Below are 18,910 nucleotides of genomic sequence, written 5' to 3'. Positions count from 1 at the left end.
TTGCTGGTGCTCGACGACGACCCTCCGCCGCGCCTGGGCCGGCTCATGGGCCGGGCGCGCGTCGTGCACGCCGACGAGTCGACGCTCGCCGCTCAACTCCCCTCGGCCGACGTGCTGCTGGTCTGGGACTTCCGGTCCGACGCGGTGCGCCGCGCCTGGCCGGGCGAGGGCCCGCGTCCGCGCTGGGTGCACACCGCGAGCGCGGGCGTCGACCGGCTGATGTGCCCGGAGCTCGTGGCGTCGGACACGGTGGTGACGAACGCGCGCGGCGTCTTCGACCAGCCGATCGCCGAGTACGTGGGCGCGCTCGTCCTGGCCATGGCGAAGGACCTGCCGCGCACCCTCGCTCTCCAGGGCGAGCACGAGTGGCGCCACCGTGAGACGCAGCGCGTCTCGGGCACCCGGGCCTGCGTGGTGGGTTCAGGGCCGATCGGCCGGGCGATCGTCGCGACGCTGAAGGCGCTCGGGATCACGACGGCGCTGGTCGGGCGCACCGCGCGGGCCGGAGTGCACGGGCCGGCGGACCTCGGGCGGCTGATGGCCCGCGCGGACTGGGTCGTGTGCGCGGCGCCGCTGACCGACGACACCCGGGGCATGTTCGACGCGCGGCTCTTCGGGATGATGCAGCCGTCCGCCCGATTCATCAACGTGGGCCGCGGACAGCTCGTGGTCGAGGACGATCTCGCGGACGCGCTGGCCAAGCGGTGGATCGCGGGCGCGGCGCTCGATGTCTTCGAGCACGAGCCGCTGCCACGGGAGAGCGCCCTGTGGACGGCGCCCGGCCTGATCGTCTCCCCGCACATGAGCGGCGACACGGTCGGCTGGCGGGACGAACTGTCGCTCCAGTTCGTGGAGTTCTACGAGAAATGGGCGTCCGGGGAGCCGCTTCCGAACGTGGTCGACAAGAAACGTGGGTATGTCCCCGGACACTGACCGATCCGAAGCATCACGTCCCGGATCGGGCACTCCCGGAGCGACCTGAGGAGAGCGGATGACCGAGCTCACCGAGCTGACCGCGCAAGCGCTCGTCGACGGCTACCGCAAGGGCGGGTTCAGCCCCGTCGATGCCACGCGGGCCGTCCTGCGCCGCATCGAGGAGGTGGATCCCGCGGTCAACGCCTTCGTGCGGCTCGACGCGGAGACCGCCCTCGCGCAGGCGCAGGCGAGCGCGGAGCGCTGGCGCAGAGGTGAGCCGCGGGGCCTGGTGGACGGGGTCCCGGTGTCGGTGAAGGACATCCTGCTGATGCGCGGCGGGCCGACGCTGCGCGGCTCGCGCACCGTGCGGGCCGAGGGCACCTGGGACGAGGACGCGCCGTCCGTGGCGCGGCTGCGCGAGCACGGCGCGGTGTTCGTGGGCCGTACGACGACGCCGGAGTTCGGCTGGAAGGGCGTCACGGACTCGCCGCTGTCCGGCGTGACACGCAATCCGTACGATCTCTCGCGCACCTCGGGCGGATCGAGCGGCGGCAGCGCGGCGGCGGTGGCGCTCGGGGCGGGCCCGCTGTCGCTCGGCACGGACGGCGGCGGCTCGGTGCGGATCCCGGCGGCCTTCTGCGGGATCTTCGGTCTGAAGCCGACGTACGGGCGGGTGCCGCTCTACCCCGCGTCCGCGTTCGGGACGCTCTCGCACGTGGGGCCGATGACGCGGGACGTGGCCGACGCGGCGCTGATGATGGACGTGATCACCGGCGCGGACTGGCGTGACTGGTCGCAGCTCGGCCCGGTGGAGGGCGGTTTCCGCGACGGGCTGAGCGGCGGGGTGCGGGGACTGCGCGTCGCGTTCTCGCCGTCGTTCGGCGGGCAGGTCGCGGTGCGGCCCGCGGTCGCCGCGGCGGTCCGCAAGGCCGTCGAGGGGCTCGCGGGGCTCGGGGCGTACGTCGAGGAGGCAGATCCGGACATCACGGACCCGGTGGAGGCGTTCCACACGCTGTGGTTCAGCGGGGCGGCGCGGGTGACGCAGAACCTGTCGCCCGCACAGCGCGCGCTGCTCGACCCGGGTCTGCGCGAGATCTGTGCGCAGGGGTCCGGGTACAGCGCGCTCACGTATCTCGCGGCGGTCGACGTGCGGGCCGGGCTCGGGCGGCGGATGGGCCGGTTCCACTCGACGTACGACCTGCTGGTGACGCCGACGCTGCCGCTGACGGCGTTCGAGGCGGGCGCCGAGGTGCCCAAGGGGTCGGGGCTGCGGCGCTGGACGGGGTGGACGCCGTTCACGTACCCGTTCAACCTGACGCAGCAGCCGGCGGCGACCGTCCCGGTGGGGGTGGACGCGGACGGGCTGCCGGTAGGGCTGCAGATCGTGGGAGCGCGGCACGCGGACGCGCTGGTCCTGCGTGCCGCGCACAGCCTGTACGAGGCGGGGATCGCCGGGATTGCGGCGCCTGCGCTCGCCTGAGGAGGGCGAGGTCGACGACGGCCGCGCCGGGCTTCAGCTCGGCGCCGGTTTCATCTCCGTACGCCTGGATCCCCAGATCCGTACCGGGAGCAGCCCTGCCGTGCACTGGACTCCCCGCTCGCATCAGGGGCTTGAATTGATACGCATAGGTCGTGTCGGGCCGGGTAGCCGCGCGCCCATGGCTCCACCTATTTGGAACGTCACAGAAGGAACACGAAGCCTAGAAGGCAACAGAAAGGGCATACGCCGACGATCTCTGCTCATCGGTGCCACCGCTCTCGGCGCGGCCGGCGCCGTCGGGGCCGCGGGCTGCAGCCGCGTACCGAACGGCGACACTCTCGCCCGGCTCCAGGGGCAGGGCACGGTGCGTCTCGGGATCGCGGGCGAGGTGCCGTACGGCTACATCGACGACAGCGGCAAGTTCACGGGTGAGGCCGTCGAACTCGCCAAGGTCATCTTCAAACGGCTCGGTGTCGGCCATGTCCAGCCCGTCGCCACCGACTTCAGCTCCCTGATACCCGGCCTGCAGACCCAGCAGTTCGACGTGGTGTCGGCCGGGATGTACATCAACAAGGAGCGCTGCCAGCAGGTCATCTTCGCGGACCCCGAGTACCAGATGCTGGACTCCTTCATCGTCCGCAAGGGCAACCCGAAGAACCTGCACGACTACGCGGACTGCGTGAAGGCGAAGGCGAAGTTCGGCACGGGCACCGGCTACGCGGAGATCGCCTACGCGGTCGAGGCGGGCTACAAGGAAAGCGACATCGTCATCCTCCAGGACCAGGTCGCCGGCCTGAACGCCGTGGAGGCAGGGCGCATCGACGTGTTCGCCGGCACCGCACTCACCACGCGTGAGGTGACGAAGAAGAGCCGCAAGGCCGAGCACACCGAGCCGTTCGCGCCCCTGGTCGGAGGCAAGAAGCACGTCGACGGCGGCGGATTCACGTTCCGCTCGAACGACACGAAGCTGCGCGACGCCTTCAACAAGGAGATCCACAAGATGAAGGCGAGCGGCGAGCTCTTCCGCATCCTGCGGCCGTTCGGCTTCACCCAGGCCGAGATGACGAAGCTGACCGCAGAGGAGCTGTGCAAATGACAGCGGGACTGTGGGAACACTGGGTCCTTCCGGGCATCTGGATCACGATCCAGCTGACCGTGTACAGCGCGGCCCTCGCGACCGTCGTCGCCTTCGGTGTGGGCATGGCCCGCACCCACAGGCTGTGGATCGTGCGCTTCGTCGCCGGCTTCTACACCGAGGTCTTCCGCGGCACGTCGGCGCTGATCCTGATGTTCTGGATCTTCTTCGTGCTGCCGCAGCTCGCCGGCTGGTCACTGGTCCCGATGTGGGCCGCGGTCCTGGCGCTCGGCCTGTCCTACGGCGCGTACGGCGCCGAGGTGGTACGCGGCGCCCTGGGCGCGGTGGCGCCCGCCCAGCGCGAGGCGGGGGTCGCGCTGAGCTTCACCCCCTGGCAGCGGATGCGGCTGATCCTGCTGCCGCAGGCCGTGCCGGAGATGATCCCGCCGTTCTCGAACCTGCTGGTCGAACTCCTCAAGGGAACCGCCCTGGTCTCGCTGCTCGGCATCGGCGACGTCTCCTTCGCCGCGTACCTGGTGCGCCTCGCCACTCAGGAGAGCGCGCAGATCTACGCGATCACCCTCGTCATCTACTTCGTGATCGCCTTCCTGCTCACGCGCGGGATGCGCGCGCTCGAGCGCAAGACCAAGGCCGGCATCGGCCAGCGCCCTGACCCGGGAATCGGCATCATGCGCAAGCTCGACATCCGTCGGACGACGGAGACCGCACCCGTTCCCACCAGCGCGGGAGGTGGCGGCGCGTGATCACCACCGCATCCGACACCTGGGACTGGTCGGCCGTCGCCGACTTCATGCCGCACTTCTGGGACGGCGTGCTCGTCACGCTGCAGGCCCTCGTCCTCGGCTCGCTGATCTCCTTCAGCGTCGGCCTGGTCTGGGCGCTCGCCCTCCGCGCCCCGACGCGCTTCGTGCGCTGGCCGGTGGGCGTCGTCACCGAGTTCATCCGCAACACCCCGCTGCTCGTGCAGCTCTTCTTCCTGTACTTCGTGCTGCCGGAGTGGGGCATCCAGTTCTCCGCCCTGACCACCGGCATCGTCGCCATCGGCCTGCACTACTCGACGTACACCGCGCAGGTCTACCGCGCGGGCATCGAGGCCGTGCCCGTCGGCCAGTGGGAGGCGGCACGGGCGCTGAGCCTGCCGTACGGCAGGACGTGGACGGCGGTGATCCTGCCGCAGGCGATCCGCCGCGTGATCCCCGCGCTCGGCAACTACGTGATCGCGATGCTGAAGGACACCCCGCTGCTCGCCGGGATCGGCGTGCTCGAACTGCTGCAGCGGTCCCGCCTGGAAGCGGCCCAGACCTTCCAGTACACGGAGGCCCTGACCGTCGTGGGTGTCGCCTTCATCGTCATCGCCTACCCCTCCTCCCTCCTCCTCCGAGCCCTGGAGCGACGCCTTGTCCGCTGACGCGAACCTCACCAACGAACAGACCAACCCCAAGGTGGACGGCAGCGAGCTGATCCGCTTCGACAAGGTCGTCAAGCGCTTCGGCGGGAACACCGTCCTCGACGAGCTCGACTTCTCCGTCGACTCCGGCAAGCACGTCACACTGATCGGCCCGTCCGGCTCCGGCAAGACGACGATCCTGCGGCTCCTGATGACCCTGATCAAGCCCGACGAGGGCACGATCAAGGTCAACGGCGAGTACCTCACGCACGAGGAGCGGGGCGGCAAGCTCGTCCCGGCGGGCGAGAAGCACATCCGCGAGGTCCGCAAGAACATCGGGATGGTCTTCCAGCAGTTCAATCTCTTCCCGAACATGAAGGTCCTGCGCAACATCATGGAGGCACCGGTCACCGTGCTCGGCCTCTCCAAGGACGAGGCGGAGCAGCGCGCCCGCGAGCTGCTCGACATGGTCGGGCTCGGCGACCGCTGCGACGCGTACCCGACGCAGCTCTCGGGCGGCCAGCAGCAGCGCGTCGCCATCGCCCGCGCCCTCGCGATGCGCCCCCAGGTACTGCTCCTCGACGAGGTCACCTCCGCGCTCGACCCGGAACTCGTCGCCGGCGTCCTGGACGTGCTGCGCGACATCGCGCACACCACGGACATCACGATGCTCTGCGTGACCCACGAGATGAATTTCGCCCGGGACATCTCGGACCAGGTCCTGATGTTCGACGCGGGCCGGGTCATCGAGTCGGGGCCGCCGGAGAAGATCTTCAGCGATCCGGAGCACGAGCGGACGCGGGAATTTCTCAGCGCGGTCCTGTGACCACGATCGGTGAGGTCTGCTAAGTCCCGAGGTCCCGAACCTGGGTCATGACTTTGGCATATGCCAGGGTGGCGCGTTCCTGCTGACAGGCCCGGAGCGCGCCACCAAAGTCGCCAACAGGCGCTCCACAAAGGCCTCTTGGCAGCTATCGTGGACCGAGGCCAGCTGTCCGGAACCGGTCCTTGCAGGGGGATACCGTGGCGCTGAAGCACGAGCCGATCGCGCAGCACCAGTCGGTGCAGCACGCCCTTCGTGTGCTCGAAACCGTCGCACGACGCGGCGTCGGCGTCACCGGCACCGAGCTCAGCAACGAGACCCGACTGCCCGCCGACCGGCTCGCCCCACTGCTGCGCATGCTGCGCCGCGAGGGGTACGTGGAGCAGACCTCCGACGGCGCGTACGTCACGGGCGAGACGCTGACCAGCCTCGGCTCGGCGCAGGGCCGCGAGGACGCGCTCACCAGGAGCCTCCAGCACACCCTCGACCGGCTGCGCGAGACGGTGGGCGCGGCGGTCTATCTCAGCCGGTACGTGGACGGCGAGATCCGCATCACCCAGCTCGCCCAGGGCCCCACGACCCCCGCGGTCAACGAGTGGGTGGACTTCCGCTCCGCGGCGCACGCCAGCGCGATCGGCAAGAGCCTCCTCGGCCAGCTCGACCTCAACGCGCGGCGCGACCACCTCTCCCGCCACAAGATGGCCCGCCTCACCTCGCGCACGATCACCAACGAGCGTGTCCTGCTCTCCAAGCTCGACGCCCAGCCGGCGACGGTGCCGGTCCTCGACCTCCAGGAGTACGCGGTGGGCACGGTGTGCGCCGCCGTCCCGCTCACGGCCGGTTCCTCAGTGGGCGCACTGGCCCTCTCGCTCCCCATCGAGCATGCCCACCGCCTGCACCACGCGGCGAACACGCTGAACCGCGGAGCGGCCCCGGTCCTGCTCTCCCTGGCGATCTAGGCACCCACGCGGGTGTGTCAGGAGCACCCCTCAGAACCAGGTATTATTTTCGAGTCAGCAGGCGCCGCTAGCTCAGTTGGTTAGAGCAGCTGACTCTTAATCAGCGGGTCCGGGGTTCGAGTCCCTGGCGGCGCACCGACACAGTGAAGGCCCTCCACGCGAGTGGGGGGCCTTCACTATTTGCCGGCCCGGCCCCGACTCGGCGAAGGCGGCCGGGGGTCCGGGGGTCGCCCCCCGGAAAGACACAGCATCAGCGGGTCCGGGGTTCGAGTCCCTGGCGGCGCACCGACACAGTGAAGGCCCTCCACGCGAGTGGGGGGCCTTCGCTATGTACCGGGCCGGCCGCACATATGCGGGGGCGCCACTTTTTTGCCGGGCCGTCCCATACACGAGGGCCCGCCTGCGGCCCCGTACGCATCAAGCCCTCAGGTACGCCAGCACCGCCAGCACCCTGCGGTGCGTGTCCGTATCGTCCGCCGGGGGCAGGTCCAGTTTTCCCAGGATGTTGCCGATGTGCTTGCCGACGGCCGCCTCGCTCACCACGAGGTCCCGGGCGATCGCCCCGTTCGATCTGCCCTCGGCGACCAGGGCGAGGACCTCGCGCTCCCGTGGGGTGAGGCGCTCCAGCGGGTCGCGGCGGCGGCGCAGCAGCCGGCGTACCACTTCGGGGTCGACCACCGTGCCGCCGGAGGCAACCCGTTCCACCGCCTCGACGAACTGCTCGACCTGGCCCACGCGGTCCTTGAGCAGATAGCCGACGCCGGTGCCGTCGCCCGTGTCGAGGAGCTCGGCCGCGTACGAGCGCTGCACGTACTGGCTGAGGACCAGGACCGGCAGGCCGGGGCGGTCGGTGCGCAGGGCGAGCGCGGCGCGCAGGCCCTCGTCCTGGAAGCCGGGCGGCATCCGTACGTCGGTCAGCACGAGGTCCGGCGTGTGCTCGGCGACGGCGGCGCGCAGCGCGTCCGCGTCACCGACCGCGGCGACCACCTCGTGCCCGAAGCGGGCGAGCAGGCCGACGAGACCTTCGCGCAGCAGCACGGCGTCCTCGGCGAGGACCACTCTCAGAGCGCTGGGCACGGGATCTCCAGGGACAGGGCGGTCGGCCCGCCGGCCGGGCTGGTGATCGTCAGTGTGCCATCGAGGACGGCGAGCCGGTCGGCGAGTCCGGTGAGCCCGCTGCCGCGCGCGGGATCGGCGCCGCCGCCTCCGTCGTCCTGTACCTCGATGACGAGCCGGCCGCGCTCGTGGCGTGCGGTGAGGAAAGCCCGGTCGGCGCCGCTGTGCCTGGCGGTGTTGGCGAGGGCCTCGCACACCGCGAAGTAGGCGGCGGATTCGACGGGTCCGGGCAGGCGGGGCAGGTCGATGCGGGTGTCGACGGGGACGGCCGAGCGGTCGGCGGCGTCGTCGAGGGCGGCCGCGAGCCCGTAGTCGGCGAGGACCTGAGGGTGGATTCCGTGGATCAACTCCCTCAGCTCCACCAGCACTTGGCCCGCCTCGTCGTGCGCGGTGGCGATGCGTTCGGCGAGCGGTCCCGCCGCGGGGGCGTCGAGGCGGGCGAGCCCGAGGCTCATCGTGAGGGCGACCAGGCGCTGTTGGGCGCCGTCGTGCAGGTCGCGCTCGATGCGGCGCCGCTCGGCCTCGAACGCGGCGACCAGGCGCGCTCGCGACCTGGTGACCTCCGCGAGCCGCGCCTCCTGCTCCGTCTCGCGGGGCGCGAGCAGCAGCCGGGCGAGCGCCGCCCGCGCGGCGGCGTAGGCGCCGAGCGGGTAGAGGAGCACCGCCAGCAGGGCGAGCCCGGCGACGGTGCACAGGCCGGCCTGCCAGTAGGAGTCGATGAGCCACAGCTTCACGACCCGGGTGTCGTGCCCGGCGCTCACCAGCTGGACCGGCGCCGCCGCCACCGCCCCCGCGAGGCCGATCGTGCAGAGCAGGACCAGCAGGTCGAGCGGCCACAGGACGAGCGCGAGCAGCGCGGCGTAGGCGAGTTCGCGCCAGGTCGACTGTTCGCCGAGGCGCAGCCGCAGCCAGGCCGTGGCGCCGGGCTCGGCCGGTGTGCGGTGCGGGCTGGGCGCCGTGTCGCCGGTCACGTACCGCAGCCGGCGTCGCTCCAGCGCCCCGACCGGGACCCCGGCGAGCGCGAGCAGGGCGAGCAGCGGCAGCCCCACGAGGACGAGGGAGAGCACCGCGCCCGCGACCGCGAGCGTCACGAACGAGACCAGGAGCGGCGCCCCGACGAGCACCCCTCCCGCGAGATATCCGGCGGCACGCCACGGGGCGCTGCCGCGCAGGTAGGAGGGGCCGCGCAGGGAGGCGGCGAGGGAGGTCACCGGACGGGTCCGGCGGCCGGGGACGGCCCGGTGACCGGGGCCGGCCCCGCCCCCTCCCCCGCGTCGAACCTCTCCCGCGCCTCCTCGACCAGGGGCAGATGCCCGGACGACCACTCGGCCAGCGTCGCGAACAGCGGGGCGAGGCTGCGGCCCAGGTCGCTGATCTCGTACTCGACCCGCGGCGGCACCTCCGCGTAGTACGTGCGCACGACGAGTCCGTCGCGCTCCATCTGCCGCAGGCGCTGCGTGAGCACCTTCGGCGTGATGGTGCCGATGGCACGCTGGAGCTGCACGAAGCGCTGGGTGCCGTACTCGTTGAGCGCCCACAGGATCGGCGTGGTCCAGCGGCTGAAGACGATGTCGAGAACCGGCGAGATCGGGCAGGCCTGCTCGGGCCCCCCGTCCTTCCGCCCTGCACTGCCGCTCATGCAGCCCTCCCGGAAAGTCACTTTCCTCTAGGTACCTACTTTACTCAGGATGCTAGCTTCCGAGAACAGAGCGGGGCGCCAACGCCCCCTCAGTACAAGGGAGTTGAAGATGATCGTTGTCACGGGTGCCACCGGGAACGTCGGCCGCCCCCTCGTCGCCGCTCTGACCGCCGCCGGCGAGCAGGTCACCGCCGTGTCCCGCCGCCCCGCGCCCGACCTGCCCGTACGCCACGTACGGGCGGACGTCGGCGACGCGGACAGCCTGTGGCCCGCGCTGGAGGGGGCCGACGCGCTGTTCCTGCTGATCGGGGCGGAGCTGCACCAGGCCGGGGAGCCGCCGGCCGCCGTGCTCGACGTGGCGAAGGCGGCCGGTGTACGACGCGTGGTCCTGCTCTCCTCGCAGGGAGCGGTGACGCGGCCCGACGCCGTCTCGCACGCCAGGCTGCACGCATTCGAGGAGGCTGTGCGGCAGTCGGGCCTGGACTGGACGCTGCTGCGCCCCGGCGGTTTCGCCTCGAACGCCTTCGCGTGGGCCGACTCCGTCCGCGCCGACCGCACCGTCGCCGCCCCCTTCGCCGATGTGGCACTGCCGGTAGTCGACCCGGCGGACATCGCGGCGGTCGCGTCCGTCGCGCTGCGCGAGGACGGTCACGCGGGCCGGGCCTACGAGCTGACGGGACCGGTGCCGGCCTCGCCGCGCGAGCAGGCCGCGGCGCTCGGCGAGGCGGTCGGCGCCGAGGTGCGGTTCACCGAACTGAGCCGCGCGGAGGCCCGCGCCTTCATGACGCGGTTCATGCCGGAACCGGTCGTGGACGGCACGCTCGACATCCTCGGCTCGCCGCTCCCCGCCGAGCAGCGGGTGAGCCCGGACGTCCGCACCCTGCTCGGCCGAGAGCCCGGCACGTTCGCGCAGTGGGCGGCCCGCAACGCGGCGGCCTTCGCCTGAGCAGCCGCAAGACGGCACACGCCGAGGTGCGCACGCCTCACCGGTCCAGCAGCTCCGATCTCCCGTGTGCCGCGTACTCCTCCGAGAGCGCCGTGACGTCGGCATCGGTGAGGCTCCGGTACTCGCTCTCCCCCGGCGGCCGCCACCACACGGGGTCCGCGCACCGGAACCCCTCGCGGCGCAGCCCCACCCGGTGCACCTTGTTCGTCGCGGTGACGGGCATCCGCCCCACGATCCGGACGAAGCGCGGCGCCATCTTCGTCCCCAAGTCGGCCTGGGAGAGCAGGAATTCGGCGAAGCCGAGCGGGTCGAAGGGTGCGGCCGGATCGGTACCGCGCAGGGCGAGCGTCGCCATCACCTGGTCACCGGCCACCGGGTCGGGCACGCCGTACACGGCGACCGCGGCGGCGTGTTCGTACCGGGCGAGGATGTTCTCGATCATCGCGGGCGCCAGGTTCTCGCTGTCGACCCGGAGCCGGTCGTCGGTGCGGCCCGCGAAGTAGAGGAAACCCTCGCGGTCGCGGTAGAAGAGATCCCCCGTCCAGTACCAGCCGTCCCGTACGCGCTGTGCGTGCGCCTCCTCGTTGCGCCAGTACCCCTCGAAGGATGTGCGGCCACGGTTGACCAACTCACCTATCGCGGACGCCCCGTTGAGGAGACGTCCGTCCGTGTCGAACTTCGCGGGCGGGCACTCCCGACGGGTGGCCGCGTCGACGACGGCCAGGTCGTCGCCCGGTGTCGCCCGTCCTATCGCCCCGGCCGGTGTCGCCGCCGAGCGCTGGATGGCGGCGCCGCCCTCGGACGACCCGTATCCCTCCACGAGCCGCACCCCGAACCGCTCGGCGAACCGCGCCGCGTCCACCGCCCCCGCCTCCGTGCCGAAGCCCGTCCGCAGCGGGTTGTCACGGTCGTCGGGCCGCTCGTCGGTGGCCAGGATGTACTGCACGGCCCGCCCGACATACGTGAAGTACGTGGCCCCGTACGCCCGCACGTCGTCCAGGAAGCGGGACGCCGAGAACCGGCGCCGCAGCGCCACGCCCGCGCCCGCCGCGACGGCCGGTGCCCAGTCGGCGATCACCGCGTTGCCGTGGAACAGCGGCATGCAGATGTAGTGGACGTCGTCGCGGCGCACGCCGAACTGGCCGACGAGCGACTGTCCGGCCGCCGCGAGGCGCCCCTGCGAGCAGATCGCGGCCTTGGGCGCGCCCGTGGAGCCGGAGGTGAAGTAGAGCAGCATGCGGGTTTCGGGTGTGGCGCGCGCGGGGTCGGGCTTGGCACCCTCGTACGGCGCGAGCAGCTCACCGTAAGCGTCGGAGTCCGTCACCAGGAGGCGTACGCCCGGGAGTCGGAGCCCGTCGAGCAGCGGCAGATGAGACCGCTCCGTGACGAGGACGCGGCAGTCGGTGTGGAGGATGTCGCGGGCGAGTTCGGGGCCGCGCCGGGTCGGGTTGATGCCGGCGACGGCGGCGCCCGCGAGGGCCGCGGCGCTCAGCCAGAGCGGGAACTCCGGGGTGTTGTCGAGGAGCACGCCGACGTGCGGCTCCGCTCCCCTGGGCAGCAGGTCGGCGAGGAGCGCGGCCCGGGCGGCGGCGCCCGCAGCCACCTCGTGGTGACTGAGGACCTGGTCCTCGCACCACAGTCCGGGGCGGTGGTCGCCCCAACGCTCCTGTACGAGTTCCGCGACGGTACGCCTCATGGGACCCATGACCGGGCACCATAATTGACGTACCGTCAGAAGTGGAGACCTCGGCGGCGGATCAGCCGTACCGGACCATGACGCTGATGAGTATGCCGATGGTCACGACGATGAGGACGAGGCCGAAGACCACGCCGAACGCGTCCTTGCCGGGGCTCGGCTCCGACGCGGTGGCCTTGTCGGGCTGCTGGTCCGTGTAGTGGACGACCGCCTCGTCACCGACGGCCCGGCTCGGCGGCCCACCGGACTCCTTGAACCGGATCGCGCGCCCGTCGGCGGTGGTGAAGTCGTACTCGTGCCACTGGATCCGGCGGGCGATGTTGTTGACCACCTGGACCGTCACATAGGCCCGGACGACCCGCGCCCGCGCGGTCAGCCCGCTCCGCCACGCGGCCTGCCGCTCGTTGCTCCTGCGGACGATCGCGTATCCGGCCCAGATCAGCACGAGGATCAGGACCGGGAAGAGTATGCGGAAGACGGCGTCCATGGGGGCCTCGGGTCAGAAGGGCATCTCGGCGGCGGCGACAACGAAGAATACGCAGAAGGCGACGACGAGACCGAGGAAACCCAGCAGGAACACCATGCCCGCCGCGGCCCGCACCGGGGCCGGGGCATGCGCCGTGGCACGGTCGGGGCGGTCGGCGGTGTAGTACACCATCACGACATCGCCCTGCACGGTGGTCGCGGGCCCGTTGGCCTCCTCGAACCTGACGGGGCGTCCGTCACCGGCCGTGAACTCGTAGACGTGGTGCTGCGTGGTGCTCCGGTGTCCGTCGCTGTCACGCCTCGTCGAGGTGAACGCGCGCAGACAGCGGGCCTCTGCGGTCAGACCGCTCGCCCAGGCCCTTCTGACCTGCATCGAGCGGCGGGTCAGCGTCACCGCCGTGAAGAGCGCCACCGACGCGATGAACACCGGCACGATCAAGAACAACACCTGCATGGCCATCCCCCGATACCACGTTCCGTGCACGCCGCCGGTCGGAACGGCGTGCACGGAACGTACCCGCGCGAAGGCCCCGGGAGCCTCAAGACAGGCTCAGAACTGAACGTCCGAGCACGCGTAGAACGCGTTGGCCGTGTCCGCGATCGTCCACACCGCGAGGATCACGTGGTGGCCGCTCCTGCCGGAGGGCAGGGTGCCGGTGTGCGAGAGCGTGGCCGGGGGCTGCCCGCTGAAGGGGACGGTCAGGAACGGCGCGGTGTCCAGGTCAGCCCTGGTCAGCGGCTTGCTGTCGTCCCAGCCGTTCTTGGTGATGTAGTAGCGGAAGTCCGTGGTGGAGTGCCGCGCGGTGAACTGCCAGCGGAAGGTCTGACTCGCCCCCGCGGTGACCTTGGTCGTCGGCCAGGCGGTGCCGTCGGGCGCCTTCGCGCCGTTGAGGGCGCCGAACTCCGCGTGGTTGGCGGAGCAGATCGCCCCGTCGGCGGGGCCGGCGGCCGGGAATCCCTTGGGACCCTCGACGCTCTGCGGCTCCCACTGGATGTTGCCGCATCCGGTGACGGTGCCGTCGGCGCAGAGTTTCTGCCGGCTGATGGGGAGGTCGGTGTAGCCGTGGCTGCTCGCGCCGCCCGACGAGAGCACGAAGGCCCCCGCCGTGGTGAGGCCGAGCAGGGCCGCGTACATCTTCTTTCGCATGCTGCCGCTCCTGGAGAACGTGGGGGAGTTCCGGTGAGCCGTGCACACAGCGCTACTTCAGGTCTAGACCAGGACCCAGATTATTGCCGGGAGTTGACTGTGTCTATATCAACGGCATGTCCATACCAATGGTGGACAGGATCCGGTCGCATCTCCCCCGGGAGGTCTCGACCAGCTCCCCGTTCGGCGTGTCATTTCCGGCCACCCACGCACGGGCCCCCTCCGCATCCCGCCCGCCCGCCAACTGCCGGTCCACAAGTCTTACTTGACGCACCTTCGGCGGAGCCTCGACATACCAGCACCGCGCCATCAGCTCCCGCGCCTCCCGCCAGCCCGGCAGATCGCACGCCAGATAGTTCCCCTCGGTCACGACGAGCCGCGCCGCCGGCGACACCAGGTGCCGCGCCGCGACGGGCTCGTGCAGCGTGCGGTCGTAATCGGGTACGTAGATGTCCGCGGCGGTGTCGTCGAGGACCCGGCGCAGCAGCGCCACGTACCCCCGCACGTCGAAGCTCGGCTCGGAGCCCTTGCGGTGGGTCAGCCCGAGGCGCTCCAACTGGGCGTTGGCCAGATGGAATCCGTCGAGCGGCAGATACGCCGCCTGCTCGCCGATCCGCTCCACGAGGGCCCGGGCGAGCGTGGACTTCCCGGCGCCGGGCGGGCCCGCGATCCCCAGCAGGACACGCGGGCCCGACGCGGTGAGCTTCCAGGCTTCGGCCGTCAGTCGCGAGATCCCCATGGGCGGGCACTCTACGACCCGTCGCCGCCCCGGCCGGTGTAGAAGGCCACCGTCAGATCCTTGACCAGCGCCTTGCGTTCGTAGTCGTCCAGCTCGACCAGACCGCGCGTCGTCAGCCGCTCCACCGTGTCCTCGACGGAGTCGACCACGGACGTGAGCACGCTGTCGCGGTGCTGCGCGTCGAGCGCCGCGACCCGGCGGCGCTGCATCGCGGCGGCGACCTCGGGCGCGTACTCGATCCTGGTCGGCTGCGCCGAGAACACCTCGATGCCGACGGGCGCCGCATCGGCGGCGAGCTGCCGGGTGAGCGCGTCGCCGACGGCCTCGGCGTTGCGCAGGGTCGGGGCGTCCTGGCGGAAGGCGTCGGCGGGCAGCTGGGAGAGCACCCGCGCCATCGCCGCCTCCACGCACTCGCGCAGATAATCCTGGTGGTTCTCGACGGCGAGCGCGGCGCGCGCGGTGTCCTTGACGCTCCAGACGACGAGGACGACGACGCGCAGGGCGACCCCGTTCGCGTCGACCGCGGGCAGCGCCTCACTGCGCCAGTGCCGCAGGCGTACGTCGGTACGGCGGCGCAGGAGCAGGGGGTTCACCCACATCAGGCCGGTGCGGCGAATGGTTCCGCGGTAGCGGCCGAAGAGGGTGAGCACCCACGCCGTGCCGGTCTGGCCGCGCGCGAGACCGCCGAACCCGAACAGGGCGAGAGCGAAGCCCGCGAGCGCCGCCCACTGGGCGGGCCCGGGCTGCGCGCCCGCGGAAGCGGGCAGCGCAGCGATGTGCGGCAGCAGCCCGCCCCACCACAGCGACGCAGCACCGCCCGCCACGCCCACGACGCCGCCGAGCACTCCGAGGGCTCCGGGCAGCGTGTGCCCTGGGCACTCGACGAGCTCCGGGTCGATGACCGGCTCCGGGCGCGAGGGCGGCCGCGGCGGCATCCGGCTCGGTACGCCTGGCTCCTCGCCGCCGCTCTGCCTGCGCGCGACAACGGCCGGCGGCAGCGGCACCGAGACGGCCCCGTCCCCGTCCCGGAAGAGCAGATGGACCGGGATCTCCGTGGTGGCCTCGCCGTGGATCAGCCGGGCGGGGTGGCCGCCGGACGTCTCGGGTCCCGGCTCGTCGGAACCCGCGGTGCGGAAGCCTCCGGGCACCCCCTGACCGTCACGCTCGTCGCCACCGTCGGCCTCCGCGGGCAGCTCGGGCCCCTCCGGCCGCTCCTTCGTCGCACTCATCCTTGCCTCCGCGCTCGATCCGTACATCCGCGATGACCTCCGGCCTGGCGGGGCCGGAGGGTTCGGGGTGTGCGGCGAGGCGAGTCGCCGCACACCCCGGGGCCGCATGCGGCCGGCGGGTGGGCGATCACGAGAAGAGCCGCCGCCAGGTCTCGGGCCCCGGGTAGCCGTCGGCCGCGCCGCCGCGCCAGCCCTGGGACCGCTGGAACGCCTCGACGCCCCGCCGGTCGCCCTCGCCCCAGCGGGGCCCCGGGCCCTTCGTGTAGTTCTTGCCGAACCCCTTCTTCACGAGTTGCCTGCCGAGCCGGGTGACGTGCGCGTTGCTCGCGCCCGGCCGGAACATGCCGCGCCCGGGATAGGGCGGCACCTTGGACGCGGCGGAGCCGTGGCCGGCAGCGCCACGAGTGGGCGGGATGTCCTTGCCCTTGCCGCCGACGAGATAGGCCCAGGTCCTGGGGCCGGGCAGGCCGTCGGCGTCCCTGCCGGTCCAGCCCTGCGCGCGCTGGAAGGCCTGCGTGGCGAGCCGGTCGGCCGCACCCCAGCGCGGCCCGGGCCCGGTCCTGTAGAACCGGCTGCCACCCCGGTCGACGAGCATCTTCCCGAGCCGCGTGACGTGCGCGCTGTCCGCCCCGGGACCGAACGACCTGAGGCCCGGGAACTGCGTCGACTGCGAACCGCCGACCGCCACCTTCGCCTGCTTCAGCCCCTTGTAGCGATAGGGAACATAGTGGGACGAGTTGCTCCAGTAGGCATAGGGCGTGGACTGCTTGCGGGTGCGGGGCGGCGTCTGCTCGTACGCGATGTAGTAGCTGTGCGTGTAGTCGGTCCAGCCGCCGAAGATGACGACGTGCGAGCCCTTCTGAGGGTCCGACGGATTGTGGAAGAGCAGCATGTCACCGGGCTGGAGCTGCTCACGCTTGATGCGCGTGCCGAATTTGTTGAGACTCCCGGTCCATTCGTTGCTGCCGAGGTTCCACACCATGGAGACGAAGCCGGAGCAGTCCTGCCGGTAGCCGTCGCCCCAGAACTTGACCATGCTGTACGGCACCTTGGCGGTGATCCAGAGCTTGGCCCGGTTGATGATCGCCGCGCGGGTCGTGGCCGGCAGCCCGTTCGCCTGACCCGGAGGCCCGGCCGGGCTGCCCACCGGCCCGTGCAGCGGGCCCGCACCGCCCTGCGGGGTCGGGGGCTCGTCCGAGGACGGCAGCCCGGGCCTGGCCGGTCCGTGGGTGGCCGCGACGGCGGGCACCGTGTGCGCGCCGCCGATGACCGTGCCGGCCGCGGCGGCGATGACGAGGGCGCGCCGGGCGCCGTGGGCGGCGGAGTGGCCGCCGAGCCCGATCGCCGGCGACGACGGTGCGCTCCCGGCGGCATCCCGCCGGCGAAGGCACCCCGGGCAGTCACAGTCGCTCGCAGGATCGAATTCCTCGAACACCGGAGCTTCCATGCGATTCCCCTCACACGCCAGAATGAAATGTCCAACTATCAGTACAAACGGAAGCCTCTCAACTCCGCAATGAAATCGCATGTTGACGGTCCAAATGATGTATTTAATGAACAAATAGGGCTATACGGACAGGCGTGGTGGTCCGGAGCACCCCGGGGATTCGGGTAGAGTTCTCCAGGTCAGCAGGCGCCGCTAGCTCAGTTGGTTAGAGCAGCTGACTCTTAATCAGCGGGTCCGGGGTTCGAGTCCCTGGCGGCGCACCGACACAGTGAAGGCCCTCCACGCGAGTGGGGGGCCTTCGCTATGTACCGGCCCGGCCCCGACTCGGCGAAGGCGGCCGGGGGTCCGGGGGTCGCCCCCCGGAAAGACACAGCATCAGCGGGTCCGGGGTTCGAGTCCCTGGCGGCGCACCGACACAGTGAAGGCCCTCCACGCGAGTGGGGGGCTTCGTCATTTGCCGGCCCGCCCGGACTCGGCGAAGGCCTTCCCGGGGAGCGAGGGGCATCCGCCCTCGCCGGACCCTGCGCGTAAGCGGGAGTCTTTCTGCTGTTCGGGGGGCGTACGGACGCCGTTCCTGCCGATAACGTGGGGCCATGGCGCGCGACCTCCAGGAGCGGATCAAAAAGCTCATCATCGACCGGCGGCTTCCCTCCGGTGCCTCCCTGCCCACCGAGCCCGAGTTGATGGAGCTCCTCGGCGTCAGCCGGAACTCCGTGCGCGAGGCGCTCAAGGCTCTCCAGGCGATGGGCATCGTGGAGATCCGGCACGGCTTCGGCACGTACGTCGGGCCGATGTCCATGGCCCCCATGATCGAGGGGCTCACCTTCCGCACCGTCGCCGGGCACTACCGCGGCGAGGACAGCCTGCTCCAGCTCCTCGAACTGCGCGAGGCCGTCGAGACCGGCCTCATCGCGCGCCTCGCCGGCCGCGTCCCCGACGCCGACCTCGCCGAACTGGACACCCTGGTCGACCGCATGGACACCGAGGCCGCAGCCGACGGTGCCGTGAGCCCGGGCACCGACCGCGCGTTCCACGCAACGCTCTACCGCGGCCTCGGGAACCCGCTGCTCGGCGAGGTCATGGAGGCGTTCTGGGACGCCTTCCACCGCGTGCGCACCGACCTCGTCGCCATCCCCCACGACCCGAAGGTCACCGGACTCCAGCACCGCGAGATCGTCGACGCGGTGCGCTCCGGCGACCCGCTGCGGGCGGAGCGCGCCATAAGGGAGCACTTCGGCGACATCCGCGCCCGGCTGAGCACCCCGGCGAGCAGCCCTCCGGGCACCCCGGCCAGCGGCGTCTGAGCCTCGGCGGACACCCGCGGCGAGCGGCACCTGAGCACTCCGGCAGGCGGCCCCGCGGGCACCCCCAGCCAGCGACGCCCGAGCACGCCGACAAGCAGCCCCCGGACACCCCCGGCGAACGCTCCGGCGCGCGCCCGATGCGCAACACCTGAGCCCCCGGCGCGCGCCCCGTGGGCAACACCGGCGCGCCTCATCCGCCCCAACAGGCCTACCAAATCGCGCGTATGACCGGTAAACAGCTTGTTTCGCTTCGAATCGCCCTTGCGATCATGACGAGGTGCATAGAACCCTGGCCGGGAGCCAATGGCTCCAATGAGGCAGGCAGTGGAAGGCAGTTGGGGCCGGCGCTCGACCGGCGCCGGTTGCGCTCGACTCAGGGGTGGGGGCCCCGTTCATGAAGCGATGCCGAGGGGGGCATCATGCAACCGGAAGGCCGTCGTCTCAGTCTTAGACGGGGGACCGTGGCCTGCCACTGACACGTCCGGCCAGGTCAAGGGGGAC

The 18,910-nt window shown here is 71.6% G+C and carries 19 protein-coding genes and 2 tRNA genes; 11 read left to right on the top strand and 10 right to left on the bottom strand.

Annotation, left to right across the window (positions count from 1 at the left end; translation table 11 throughout):
• The first annotated feature begins 45 nt into the window (after positions 1–45).
• The 8 genes from ACZ67T_RS25335 to ACZ67T_RS25300 all read left to right on the top strand — a co-directional run bounded on the left by ACZ67T_RS25335 (position 46) and on the right by ACZ67T_RS25300 (position 6,795).
• On the top strand, positions 46–933 hold the full coding sequence (locus tag ACZ67T_RS25335) for a D-2-hydroxyacid dehydrogenase (protein WP_469987279.1): 888 nt from the start codon (positions 46–48) through the stop codon (positions 931–933).
• A gap of 58 nt (positions 934–991) precedes the next feature.
• Entirely contained in the window at positions 992–2,395 is a 1,404-nt protein-coding gene (locus ACZ67T_RS25330) for an amidase (protein WP_469987096.1), read from the top strand.
• A 178-nt stretch (positions 2,396–2,573) separates the two neighbouring features.
• Positions 2,574–3,491: an ectoine/hydroxyectoine ABC transporter substrate-binding protein EhuB gene (gene ehuB / locus ACZ67T_RS25325; protein ID WP_469987095.1), complete on the top strand. Its 918-nt coding sequence runs from the start codon at positions 2,574–2,576 to the stop codon at positions 3,489–3,491.
• Positions 3,488–4,234 (top strand): ectoine/hydroxyectoine ABC transporter permease subunit EhuC, encoded by a 747-nt coding sequence (gene ehuC / locus ACZ67T_RS25320; protein WP_469987094.1) that lies wholly within the window; start codon positions 3,488–3,490, stop codon positions 4,232–4,234. The genes ehuB and ehuC overlap by 4 nt, the downstream gene beginning before the upstream one ends.
• Before the next feature lie 47 nt (positions 4,235–4,281).
• Entirely contained in the window at positions 4,282–4,899 is a 618-nt protein-coding gene (gene ehuD, locus ACZ67T_RS25315; RefSeq protein WP_356273610.1) for an ectoine/hydroxyectoine ABC transporter permease subunit EhuD, read from the top strand.
• Between the two features lie 34 nt (positions 4,900–4,933).
• Positions 4,934–5,704: an ectoine/hydroxyectoine ABC transporter ATP-binding protein EhuA gene (gene ehuA / locus ACZ67T_RS25310; protein ID WP_469987277.1), complete on the top strand. Its 771-nt coding sequence runs from the start codon at positions 4,934–4,936 to the stop codon at positions 5,702–5,704.
• A 197-nt stretch (positions 5,705–5,901) separates the two neighbouring features.
• A complete protein-coding gene (locus ACZ67T_RS25305; protein WP_469987092.1) occupies positions 5,902–6,660 on the top strand; it encodes an IclR family transcriptional regulator in 759 nt (252 codons plus the stop codon).
• Between the two features lie 61 nt (positions 6,661–6,721).
• A tRNA-Lys gene (locus tag ACZ67T_RS25300) sits at positions 6,722–6,795 on the top strand.
• Positions 6,796–7,077: 282 nt separating this feature from the next.
• Here the strand turns inward: ACZ67T_RS25300 and ACZ67T_RS25295 are convergent.
• From ACZ67T_RS25295 to ACZ67T_RS25285, 3 genes are read right to left on the bottom strand one after another with little or no spacing between them, the layout of a single operon-like run.
• Positions 7,078–7,737 carry a response regulator gene (locus tag ACZ67T_RS25295; RefSeq protein ID WP_469987090.1) on the bottom strand — a complete coding sequence of 220 codons (660 nt, stop codon included), beginning with the start codon at positions 7,735–7,737 and terminating at the stop codon, positions 7,078–7,080.
• On the bottom strand, positions 7,722–8,987 hold the full coding sequence (locus ACZ67T_RS25290; RefSeq protein WP_469987088.1) for a sensor histidine kinase: 1,266 nt from the start codon (positions 8,985–8,987) through the stop codon (positions 7,722–7,724). Before ACZ67T_RS25290 ends, ACZ67T_RS25295 begins: the two co-directional genes overlap by 16 nt.
• Complete coding sequence (locus tag ACZ67T_RS25285) at positions 8,984–9,415, bottom strand: winged helix-turn-helix transcriptional regulator (protein ID WP_469987087.1); 432 nt, start codon at positions 9,413–9,415, stop codon at positions 8,984–8,986. Before ACZ67T_RS25285 ends, ACZ67T_RS25290 begins: the two co-directional genes overlap by 4 nt.
• A 109-nt stretch (positions 9,416–9,524) precedes the next feature.
• On the opposite strand from ACZ67T_RS25285, the gene ACZ67T_RS25280 reads away from it, so the two are divergent.
• Complete coding sequence (locus ACZ67T_RS25280; protein ID WP_469987085.1) at positions 9,525–10,361, top strand: NAD(P)H-binding protein; 837 nt, start codon at positions 9,525–9,527, stop codon at positions 10,359–10,361.
• Between the two features lie 37 nt (positions 10,362–10,398).
• Here the strand turns inward: ACZ67T_RS25280 and ACZ67T_RS25275 are convergent, their stop codons facing one another.
• From ACZ67T_RS25275 to ACZ67T_RS25245, 7 genes are all read right to left on the bottom strand, one after another.
• Complete coding sequence (locus ACZ67T_RS25275; protein ID WP_469987084.1) at positions 10,399–12,066, bottom strand: long-chain-fatty-acid--CoA ligase; 1,668 nt, start codon at positions 12,064–12,066, stop codon at positions 10,399–10,401.
• Positions 12,067–12,118: 52 nt separating this feature from the next.
• Entirely contained in the window at positions 12,119–12,544 is a 426-nt protein-coding gene (locus ACZ67T_RS25270; protein ID WP_469987082.1) for a DUF3592 domain-containing protein, read from the bottom strand.
• Positions 12,545–12,556: 12 nt separating this feature from the next.
• Entirely contained in the window at positions 12,557–13,003 is a 447-nt protein-coding gene (locus ACZ67T_RS25265) for a DUF3592 domain-containing protein (RefSeq protein ID WP_469987080.1), read from the bottom strand.
• 90 nt (positions 13,004–13,093) lie between these two features.
• Positions 13,094–13,690 (bottom strand): lytic polysaccharide monooxygenase auxiliary activity family 9 protein, encoded by a 597-nt coding sequence (locus tag ACZ67T_RS25260; RefSeq protein WP_469987078.1) that lies wholly within the window; start codon positions 13,688–13,690, stop codon positions 13,094–13,096.
• Positions 13,691–13,793: 103 nt separating this feature from the next.
• A complete protein-coding gene (locus tag ACZ67T_RS25255) occupies positions 13,794–14,429 on the bottom strand; it encodes a nucleoside/nucleotide kinase family protein (RefSeq protein ID WP_469987076.1) in 636 nt (211 codons plus the stop codon).
• Positions 14,430–14,440: 11 nt separating this feature from the next.
• Positions 14,441–15,658 carry an SPFH domain-containing protein gene (locus ACZ67T_RS25250; RefSeq protein ID WP_469987074.1) on the bottom strand — a complete coding sequence of 406 codons (1,218 nt, stop codon included), beginning with the start codon at positions 15,656–15,658 and terminating at the stop codon, positions 14,441–14,443.
• A gap of 127 nt (positions 15,659–15,785) precedes the next feature.
• A complete protein-coding gene (locus ACZ67T_RS25245) occupies positions 15,786–17,105 on the bottom strand; it encodes a peptidoglycan-binding protein (RefSeq protein WP_469987073.1) in 1,320 nt (439 codons plus the stop codon).
• A 186-nt stretch (positions 17,106–17,291) separates the two neighbouring features.
• Between ACZ67T_RS25245 and ACZ67T_RS25240 the strand changes: the two genes are divergently transcribed.
• Both ACZ67T_RS25240 and ACZ67T_RS25235 read left to right on the top strand, forming a co-directional pair.
• Positions 17,292–17,365: transfer RNA gene (locus ACZ67T_RS25240), tRNA-Lys, on the top strand.
• Positions 17,366–17,698: 333 nt separating this feature from the next.
• A complete protein-coding gene (locus ACZ67T_RS25235) occupies positions 17,699–18,409 on the top strand; it encodes a FadR/GntR family transcriptional regulator (RefSeq protein ID WP_469987071.1) in 711 nt (236 codons plus the stop codon).
• The last annotated feature ends 501 nt before the right edge of the window (positions 18,410–18,910 follow it).

Source organism: Streptomyces sp. NPDC107517 (assembly GCF_055582645.1).
This window is presented reverse-complemented; position numbering and strand designations above follow the sequence as displayed.

Bases quoted from the DNA above. Each gene is read 5' to 3' on its own strand.
- ehuB (WP_469987095.1), top strand. From the start codon at position 2,574: ATGGCTCCACCTATTTGGAACGTCACAGAAGGAACACGAAGCCTAGAA.
- ACZ67T_RS25260 (WP_469987078.1), bottom strand. From the start codon at position 13,690: ATGCGAAAGAAGATGTACGCGGCCCTGCTCGGCCTCACCACGGCGGGG.
- ACZ67T_RS25245 (WP_469987073.1), bottom strand. From the start codon at position 17,105: ATGGAAGCTCCGGTGTTCGAGGAATTCGATCCTGCGAGCGACTGTGAC.
- ACZ67T_RS25265 (WP_469987080.1), bottom strand. From the start codon at position 13,003: ATGGCCATGCAGGTGTTGTTCTTGATCGTGCCGGTGTTCATCGCGTCG.
- ACZ67T_RS25285 (WP_469987087.1), bottom strand. From the start codon at position 9,415: ATGAGCGGCAGTGCAGGGCGGAAGGACGGGGGGCCCGAGCAGGCCTGC.
- ACZ67T_RS25280 (WP_469987085.1), top strand. From the start codon at position 9,525: ATGATCGTTGTCACGGGTGCCACCGGGAACGTCGGCCGCCCCCTCGTC.
- ACZ67T_RS25255 (WP_469987076.1), bottom strand. From the start codon at position 14,429: ATGGGGATCTCGCGACTGACGGCCGAAGCCTGGAAGCTCACCGCGTCG.
- ehuD (WP_356273610.1), top strand. From the start codon at position 4,282: ATGCCGCACTTCTGGGACGGCGTGCTCGTCACGCTGCAGGCCCTCGTC.
- ehuC (WP_469987094.1), top strand. From the start codon at position 3,488: ATGACAGCGGGACTGTGGGAACACTGGGTCCTTCCGGGCATCTGGATC.
- ACZ67T_RS25330 (WP_469987096.1), top strand. From the start codon at position 992: ATGACCGAGCTCACCGAGCTGACCGCGCAAGCGCTCGTCGACGGCTAC.
- ACZ67T_RS25335 (WP_469987279.1), top strand. From the start codon at position 46: ATGGGCCGGGCGCGCGTCGTGCACGCCGACGAGTCGACGCTCGCCGCT.
- ACZ67T_RS25235 (WP_469987071.1), top strand. From the start codon at position 17,699: ATGGCGCGCGACCTCCAGGAGCGGATCAAAAAGCTCATCATCGACCGG.
- ACZ67T_RS25250 (WP_469987074.1), bottom strand. From the start codon at position 15,658: ATGAGTGCGACGAAGGAGCGGCCGGAGGGGCCCGAGCTGCCCGCGGAG.
- ACZ67T_RS25275 (WP_469987084.1), bottom strand. From the start codon at position 12,066: ATGGGTCCCATGAGGCGTACCGTCGCGGAACTCGTACAGGAGCGTTGG.
- ACZ67T_RS25270 (WP_469987082.1), bottom strand. From the start codon at position 12,544: ATGGACGCCGTCTTCCGCATACTCTTCCCGGTCCTGATCCTCGTGCTG.